Here is an 8635-nt window from a genome sequence, read left to right as displayed (position 1 = left end):
GCAATCTTACAATTACTGCAATACCAACGCTGAGTTCCGGCACTGGTTTTTCCATGCCTACGGCAAGAAAAGCCACAGTAAGGGCATCTTATTTTTCTCATAAACTCCCTCCAAACAAACATAAAGTTTCAACAGAAAAATAAAAGCCCATTTCACCAGTATTTGCAAGGGATTTGAGACTTTTTTACAACACTTTTTGTCCACCCTCAAAAATCATCTCAGAAAAAATAAATGCCAATGAAGCTCGATAAATACTAGCTCCATTGGCATTAAAAAACACACAAAATGTCCTATAACCCAAAAAATAAATGCCAATGAAGCCCGATAAACACTGGCTCCATCGGCATTAAAACCAACACGAAATGTCCTATATCCCCCTATTTATAATATAAGTGTTTGTAATTCATGCCATAATTAGAATAAGCAATAAAAAAGAGCCCCCATAGGGACTCTTTTTTATTGCTTATTCTTTGTTATTCAGCTTCAGCTTCTTCAGCTTTTGCTTCTTCGGCGAGATGAACGACTTTCATCTTGCGGTAACGGGAAATACCGGTACCTGCAGGAATCAGCTTGCCGATGATAACGTTTTCCTTAAGACCAATGAGCGGATCGGTCTTGCCCTTGATAGCTGCATCGGTGAGGACTCTGGTGGTTTCCTGGAAGGAAGCTGCAGAGAGGAAGGAATCGGTGGCCAGGGCGGCCTTGGTGGTGCCGAGGAGGAGGTGTTCGCCGGTTGCGAGTCTCTTTCCTTCGTCATCCAGACGTTCGTTTTCAGCGCGGAACGCAACGATATCCACGGTTTCGCCTGGGAGCCACTTGGAATCACCCGGATCGTGAATCTTAATCTTGCGCAGCATCTGATGAACGATGATTTCAATGTGCTTATCATTGATTTCTACACCCTGGGAACGGTATACCTTCTGTACTTCCTTAACGATGTAGTTCTGGGTAGCCTGAACGCCGCTTACTCGGAGGATGTCATGCGGGTTGATATTACCTTCGATGAGGCGGGTACCTGCCGCAATCTTCTGTCCTTCTACCACGGAAATGCGCTTGCCGAATGGAATCTTGTAGGATTCAGAGGTTTCTTCGTTAGCTACGGTGATAACGAATACACCCTTGTTTTCTTCAGATTCTTCGATATGTACTGTACCGGCCAAATCGGAAATGATAGCATTTCCCTTTGGCTTACGGGCTTCGAACAATTCTTCTACACGTGGAAGACCCTGTGTAATATCTTCGGAGGAAGCAACGCCGCCGGTATGGAATGTACGCATGGTCAGCTGTGTACCTGGTTCGCCGATGGACTGTGCCGCAATGATACCTACGGCTTCGCCGATTTCTACGTCGCGGCCTGTTGCCAGGTTGCGGCCGTAGCACTTAGCGCAGACGCCATGAGCGGAGTGACAGGTAAGAATGGAACGAACCTTGACGGTATCGTAGTACTTTTCAATTTCTTCGGCCTGGTCATCGGAAATTTCTTCGTTCTTAACCGCAATAACCTTGCCGTTTTCCGGATTGACAATATCTTCTACTGGGCAGCGGCCGCTGATACGGTCTGCCAGGGATTCGATAAGTCCGCCGGATTCCACAATCTTGGAGAGTTCAACGCCTTCGGCTTCATCCATACGGACATAGATAACCGGAACGTTGCTATTGATAACTCTGTCAGCGATTTCGTCAGTAATGACGGTTCCTGCCGGGAAGAGAACATCTCCATCCAGGGTAAGAACGTCCTTTTCGAACTTCTTGCCGATGAAGTGGGTATGCATACGATGGGTAATGGCCTTCTTGTATTCTTCATATCCAGCCTGCTGACCCAGATCGTAGCTTACCGGTTCACGGGTTTCGAGATTGTCATCTTCTGCCTTCGGAATAACGGTGATGGACGGAACGAGATGACGGTTCAGCGTGGTGATATCGGATGCATCAAGTACCTTGCCCTTGACGATGAGGATATCGCCGGAACGTACATCTACTACGTCCTGATCCAGAATGGTACCGAGAAGTTCCGGCTTGAGGTTCATAATAGCCTTTCTGGTATCTTCTTCGGAAGCAATGATTGCCTTTTCCCTTTCGAAGTCCAGAACCTGAACGTCACAATCATCTTCACGGATGATGACATCCTGAGATACGTCGACCAAACGGCGGGTCAGATAACCGGAGTCTGCGGTACGCAGCGCGGTATCTGCAAGGCCCTTACGGGCACCGTGGGAGGATGTGAAGTAATCCAGTACGGTCAGGCCTTCACGGAAGTTAGCCTTAACTGGCATTTCTACGGTCTTACCGGATGTATCGGCAATCAGACCACGCATACCAGCCAGCTGACGAATCTGGTTGTCGTTACCACGGGCACCGGACTGTGCCATCATGGTCAGCGGGTTGAACTTACGCATGCTGCCCTTCATGGCTGCGCCTACGTCGTCAGTAGCCTTGGACCAGATTTCAACAACCTTTCTGTATCTTTCATTATCGGTAATGAAGCCGCGTCTGAAGTATGCCTTAACACGGGCTACCTGCTTATCAGCTTCTGCCAGGATCTTATCCTTTTCCGGCGGTACAGCAACGTCGTTGATACCGATGGAAATACCGGATACGAGTGCGAAATGGAAGCCCAGTGCCTTTACGTTATCCAGCAGTTTTGCGGTTTCTGTAAAGCCCAGTTTCTTGAAGGTATCGTTGACGAGCTTGCCCATCTGCTTCTTGCCGATGGTGATACCCAGTGCTTCCTGTCCATCCGGACGCTTGTAGTAGAAGCGCATTGGTTCCTGGAGGACAAAGTTGAAAATCAGACGACCCGGGGTAGTCACAACGAGGCCATGGCCTGGGATATCTACCTTGATGAAGTCATGGATCTTAAGCTTCTTCAGGGTATAAGCCAGCATAACTTCGTCATAGCCGGTGTAGCAGTGAAGCTGGGACACATCCATGGTGTCTTCTTCTGCCTTGCTCTGTTCAACAATGGTAAGGTAGTAAGCGCCCAGAATCATTTCCTGAGACGGAATAGCTACCGGCTTGCCGTCCTTGGTGGACAGAATGTTGTTGATGGAGAGCATAAGGGTTCTGGCTTCGGCCTGTGCTTCTACGGACAGCGGCAGATGGCATGCCATCTGGTCGCCATCGAAGTCGGCGTTGTAGCCTGGGCATACCAGCGGGTGCAGCTTGATTGCGCGGCCTTCCCACAGTACTGGTTCAAATGCCTGAATCCCCAGACGATGCAGGGTAGGTGCACGGTTCAGGAGTACCGGATGTTCCTTGATTACATCAGCGAGAACATCCCATACTTCCGGAGCCAGCTTATCTACCTTCTTGCGTGCCACCTTGAGGTTGGAAGCCATGCCTCTGGAAATCAGTTCATGCATGATGAACGGTTTGAAGAGTTCGATAGCCATTTCCTTTGGCAGACCGCACTGGTACATCTTCAGTTCTGGTCCGACTACAATTACGGAACGTCCGGAGTAGTCTACACGCTTACCGAGAAGGTTCTGACGGAAACGGCCCTGCTTACCTTTCAGCATGTCGGAGAGGGACTTGAGCGGGCGGTTGCCCGGTCCGGATACCGCTCTTCCGCGGCGGCCGTTATCGATAACGGCATCCACAGCTTCCTGGAGCATACGCTTTTCGTTTCTTACGATGATTTCCGGAGCGCCCAGTTCGAGAAGTCTCTTCAGACGGTTATTTCTGTTGATAACACGGCGATAGAGATCGTTCAGGTCGGAGGTAGCGAAACGGCCGCCATCGAGCTGAACCATTGGACGCAGTTCCGGCGGAATAACCGGCAGTACGGTGAGAATCATCCATTCCGGTCTGTTCTTGGACTGAATGAACGCTTCTACTTCTTCCAGACGACGGATGCTGCGAACCTTACGCTGACCGCTTCCGGTAGCGATGTCTTCCTTAAGTGCCGCTTCCATCTTGTGAAGATCCAGTTCTTCCAGCAGGGTCTTGATGGCTTCTGCCCCCATGCCTGCCTTGAAGGAACCTTCACCGTATTCCTGAACCGCCTGCTGATATTCCTGTTCATTCATAACCTGCTGTTTTACCAGCTTGGTTTCGCCTGGATCCAGTACGATGTACGCTGCAAAGTAGAGTACACGTTCCAGCTGGCGTGGAGAAATATCGAGGATCAGTCCGATACGGGATGGAGTTCCCTTGAAGTACCAGATATGGGATACCGGGCATGCCAGCTTAATATGCCCCATACGTTCACGACGTACTTTGGAGCTGGTTACTTCGACGCCGCACTTGTCGCAGACGGTGCCTCTGTAACGCATTTTCTTATATTTGCCGCATTTGCATTCCCAGTCTTTGGTCGGTCCGAAAATCTTTTCACAGAAAAGACCATCCGTCTCCGCTTTGAGGGTTCTGTAGTTAATGGTTTCCGGTTTTGTTACTTCACCATGGGACCATTCCAGAATCTTCTCCGGGGAGGCGATGCCGATTTTCATGGAATCAAATTCATTTACATCTAACAATTGATACCGCTCCTTTCCGGAAATGCTTATTCTTCACTATGGTCATCCAGCTGACCATGTTCATCAGTAATCAGTACGGAAGTATCTGCATCTCCGTCCGGTGCATATACTTCAGCTTCGGCGGTTTCCGTAAAGGAAGCTACGTCGTTTGCTGCAGTCTGTGCATTTCCGGCCATTCCTGTTTCAAATGCTTTACGTGATTCGGTCACACCCGTATCACCTTCAATGAGCTGCTTGATATCTTCTTTATGTTCATCCTTGTGTTCCTTGTGATGATGTTCCATGAAGTTAGCTTCAATGTCTTCTTCATCCAGTTCCTTCATCACAACTTCTTCGCCGTTTTCGTTGAGGATTCTTACATCCAGACCGATGGACTGAAGTTCCTTCATCAATACCTTGAAGGATTCCGGAACACCCGGACTTGGGATATTTTCGCCCTTAACAATCTTTTCGTATGCTCTTACACGGCCAATGACATCATCGGACTTGATGGTGAGCATTTCCTGCAGTGTATAAGCTGCGCCGTAAGCTTCCAGCGCCCAAACTTCCATTTCGCCGAAACGCTGGCCGCCGAACTGTGCCTTGCCGCCCAGTGGCTGCTGGGTAACCAGGGAGTATGGACCAGTGGAACGGGCATGAATCTTATCATCAACCAGGTGATGGAGCTTGAGCATGTACTTCCAGCCGATGGTTACGCGGCCATCCAGCTTTTCACCGGTACGGCCATCATAGAGGTCGGTCTTGGCATCTGCCGGCAGTCCTGCCAGACGCAGTGTCTTGTTCAGATCTTCATCGCGGCAGCCATCGAATACCGGGGTGGCAATGTGGATACCGGATTCATCTGGTTCCGGCATGCCGTACTTATCGAAGTCATATCCGTCTTCGCGGAGCTGTCTTTCCAGTTCCTTAGCCAGTTCCGGATTATGCTTGGCTTCCTGAATTCTTTCACCGAGCATATGGCATGCCCAGGAGAGATGGATTTCCAGAATCTGACCGATGTTCATTCGGGACGGTACGCCCAGAGGATTCAGTACCAGATCAACCGGACGTCCATCCGGAGTGAATGGCATATCTTCCACAGGAAGGATTCTGGAGCATACGCACTTGTTACCGTGACGGCCTGCCATCTTATCGCCTTCACGAATCTTACGTTTCTGTGCAATGTATACGCGTACGAGCTTGTTGACGCCTGGTGCCATTTCATCGCCGTTTTCACGGGTAAACACCTTAACGTCCACTACCTTACCGAATTCGCCATGTGGAACACGGAGGGAGGTATCACGTACTTCTCTTTCCTTGTCGCCGAAAATAGCGCGGAGGAGTCGTTCTTCCGGTGTCAGTTCGGTTTCGCCCTTCGGGGTAACCTTACCTACCAGAATGTCTCCCGGACGTACATCAGCACCAATGCGGATAATACCGTCTTCATCAAGGTTCTTGATAGCTTCTTCGCTTACGGAAGGAAGTTCACGGGTAATTTCTTCATCGCCCAGCTTAGTGTCCCGGGCATCACATTCGTATTCTTCGATGTGGATGGATGTGTACAGGTCATCCTTGAGGAGTCGTTCAGAAATGAGAACGGCGTCTTCGTGGTTGTACCCTTCCCATGCAACGAAGGCTACCAGTACGTTGTGTCCCAGAGCCAGTTCGCCGCCATCGGTGGCCATGCCGTCAGCCAGTGTCTGGCCGGCTTCTACGCGGTCGCCTCTGTATACGATTGGTCTCTGGTTTACGCAGGTACTCTGGTTGGAACGCATGAACTTAATCATCGGGTAAACGTCTTCGTCACCATCGTCGGTCTTAACGACAATCTGACGGCCGGTTACGTGTTCTACCACGCCGGCGCGCTTAGCGAGGATACATACGCCGGAGTCCTGTGCTGCGGTAAATTCCATACCGGTTCCGACAAGCGGAGCTTCCGGACGGAGAAGCGGCACAGCCTGACGCTGCATGTTTGCACCCATCAGTGCTCGGTTGGTATCGTCGTGTTCCAGGAATGGAATCAGGGAAGTACCGATGGAAACGACCTGCTTAGGAGATACGTCCATAAGTACTACTTCTTCCGGAGAAGCTTCCAGAACGTCCGGGCCGCGGCGGCTGGCTACGTTCTTATGCTTGAAGAATCCATGTTCATCCAGCGGTTCAGATGCCTGTGCAATAATCTTGCCTTCTTCAATGTCGGCTGTTACATAGTGGCATTCGTTGGTTACATGGTGATCCTTAGGATCTACGAGACGGTACGGAGTTTCAATCAGACCGTACTTGTTGATGATACCGTAGTTGGACAGAGAGGAAATCAACCCGATGTTCGGACCTTCAGGGGTTTCTACCGGGCACATGCGGCCGTAGTGAGAGTAATGTACGTCTCGAACTTCGAAGCCTGCACGTTCACGGGACAGACCGCCAGGTCCCAATGCGGACAGACGGCGCTTGTGTGTCAATTCAGCCAGAGGATTGGTCTGGTCCATAAACTGGGACAGCTGGGAGGAACCGAAGAATTCCTTGATAGCTGCCACAACCGGACGGATGTTTACCAGTGCCTGCGGTGTCATCTTGTCCTGATCCTGTGTAGTCATACGTTCACGGACTACACGTTCAATACGGGACAGACCGATGCGGAACTGATTCTGCAGCAGTTCGCCAACCGTACGAACGCGGCGGTTGCCCAGATGGTCGATATCATCCGCTTCACCAAAGCCCTGCATCATGTTTAGGCTGTAGTCGATGAACGCGATGATGTCTTCTCTGGTCAGTGTACGGAAATTGTCGTCCAGATTGCTGTTGTTGCAGATAATCTTAACCGGTGTACCTTCATCCTTGAGAAGGGTAACTACTACCGGGCCTTCTCCTGCAAATACTCCGCTTTCTTCGATGCGCTTGATGGCATCGCTGTCAATGCGGGAGTTTCCTTCAATGACAATTTCTCCTGTTTCCGGATTAACGATAGGATCCTGAATGACATGTCCTTCCAGACGATGCTTCCAGCCCAGCTTCTTGCCCAGCTTATAACGGCCTACCTTGGCCAGGTCATAGCGGTGCGGATCATAGAAGAAATTGTGAAGCAGGGTTGTACCGCTGTCTACAGTAGCCGGTTCACCCGGACGGAGCTTCTTGTATATTTCAATAAGCGCTTCTTCTGTGGTACGGGATGGATCCTTTTCCAGTGTCTTTTCAATGTGTACATCATGGGCAAACAGTTCCAGAATATCTTCATTGCTGGAGAAACCCAATGCACGTACAAGTACAGTGGCCGGCATCTTGCGGTTACGGTCAATACGAACAGACAGTGCGCCGTTGGCATCGGATTCCAGTTCAATCCATGCGCCGCGGTTTGGAATAATCTGTCCGGAATAAATCATCTTGCCGTAAGTATCCTGTTCGCGTTTGAAATAAACGCCAGGGGAACGGACGAGCTGAGATACGATGACACGTTCTGCACCATTGATGACAAATGTACCGGTATCCGTCATAATCGGGAAATCGCCCATGAACAGTTCATGTTCCTTGATTTCGCCGGTGTCTTTGTTTACCAGTCTTACATCTACCTGGAGCGGGGCAGAGTATGTTGCATCCCTTGCCTTACATTCCTCAATGCTGTATTTCTTTTCTCCGAAATAGTAATTCCCAAAATACAGGGACCATTTCTTTGCGTTATCTTCAATCGGGGAAATATCATTGAAGACATCTTTCAGCCCTTCCTTCTGAAACCATGCATATGACTTGGTCTGAAGGTCGAGCAGATGCGGCATCTTTAATACTTCCTGTGCCCTAGCATAGGTATATCTTTTTCTGGTACCTACTTGTTCAGGTCTGAACATTCCACGCCTCACCCTTTCATTAAATGCTGCGGAAAAGGAAACGCCAAGCGCTCCCGTGTTCCAAAACTCAATACACAATCCGTACTCAATAGGAAAAAAACGGCGTGGTCACTCACTAAACCTAACACCGTCTCCTTCTGCGCTTACTGTCTGCTATTAGTAATATTAAACGAATCGTGGCGAATAAAAATATTACTATATACAGACTTACATGTCAAATAGTATCTTCTTATATCATATATTGAAAATTATTTTATGGTTATATCCAATTTTTCATGATATAAAAAGATTTTCGCCTGTTATTGAACTTTTCTTTATCAGAAAATTCCTATTGCTTTTTGTATG

Annotated in this window: 3 protein-coding genes; all 3 read right to left on the bottom strand. The window is 49.3% G+C overall.

Features of this window, described 5'->3' with window-relative positions; all coding sequences use genetic code 11:
- Window positions 1–101: transposase-like zinc-binding domain-containing protein (locus BLQ79_RS08520; RefSeq protein ID WP_456151359.1), on the bottom strand; the 101-nt coding region annotated here is incomplete at its 3' end.
- Window positions 102–473: 372 nt separating this feature from the next.
- Window positions 474–4475 (bottom strand): DNA-directed RNA polymerase subunit beta', encoded by a 4002-nt coding sequence (gene rpoC, locus BLQ79_RS05490; protein WP_091364612.1) that lies wholly within the window; start codon window positions 4473–4475, stop codon window positions 474–476.
- 26 nt (window positions 4476–4501) lie between these two features.
- A complete protein-coding gene (gene rpoB, locus BLQ79_RS05485) occupies window positions 4502–8290 on the bottom strand; it encodes a DNA-directed RNA polymerase subunit beta (protein ID WP_091364610.1) in 3789 nt (1262 codons plus the stop codon).
- Window positions 8291–8635 lie beyond the last annotated feature (345 nt).

It is taken from the genome of Dialister histaminiformans, from assembly GCF_900103425.1.
GTDB lineage: Bacteria > Bacillota > Negativicutes > Veillonellales > Dialisteraceae > Allisonella > Allisonella histaminiformans.
Note: the sequence above shows the minus strand (reverse complement) of the source record. Positions and strands in the feature narration are given on the sequence as shown.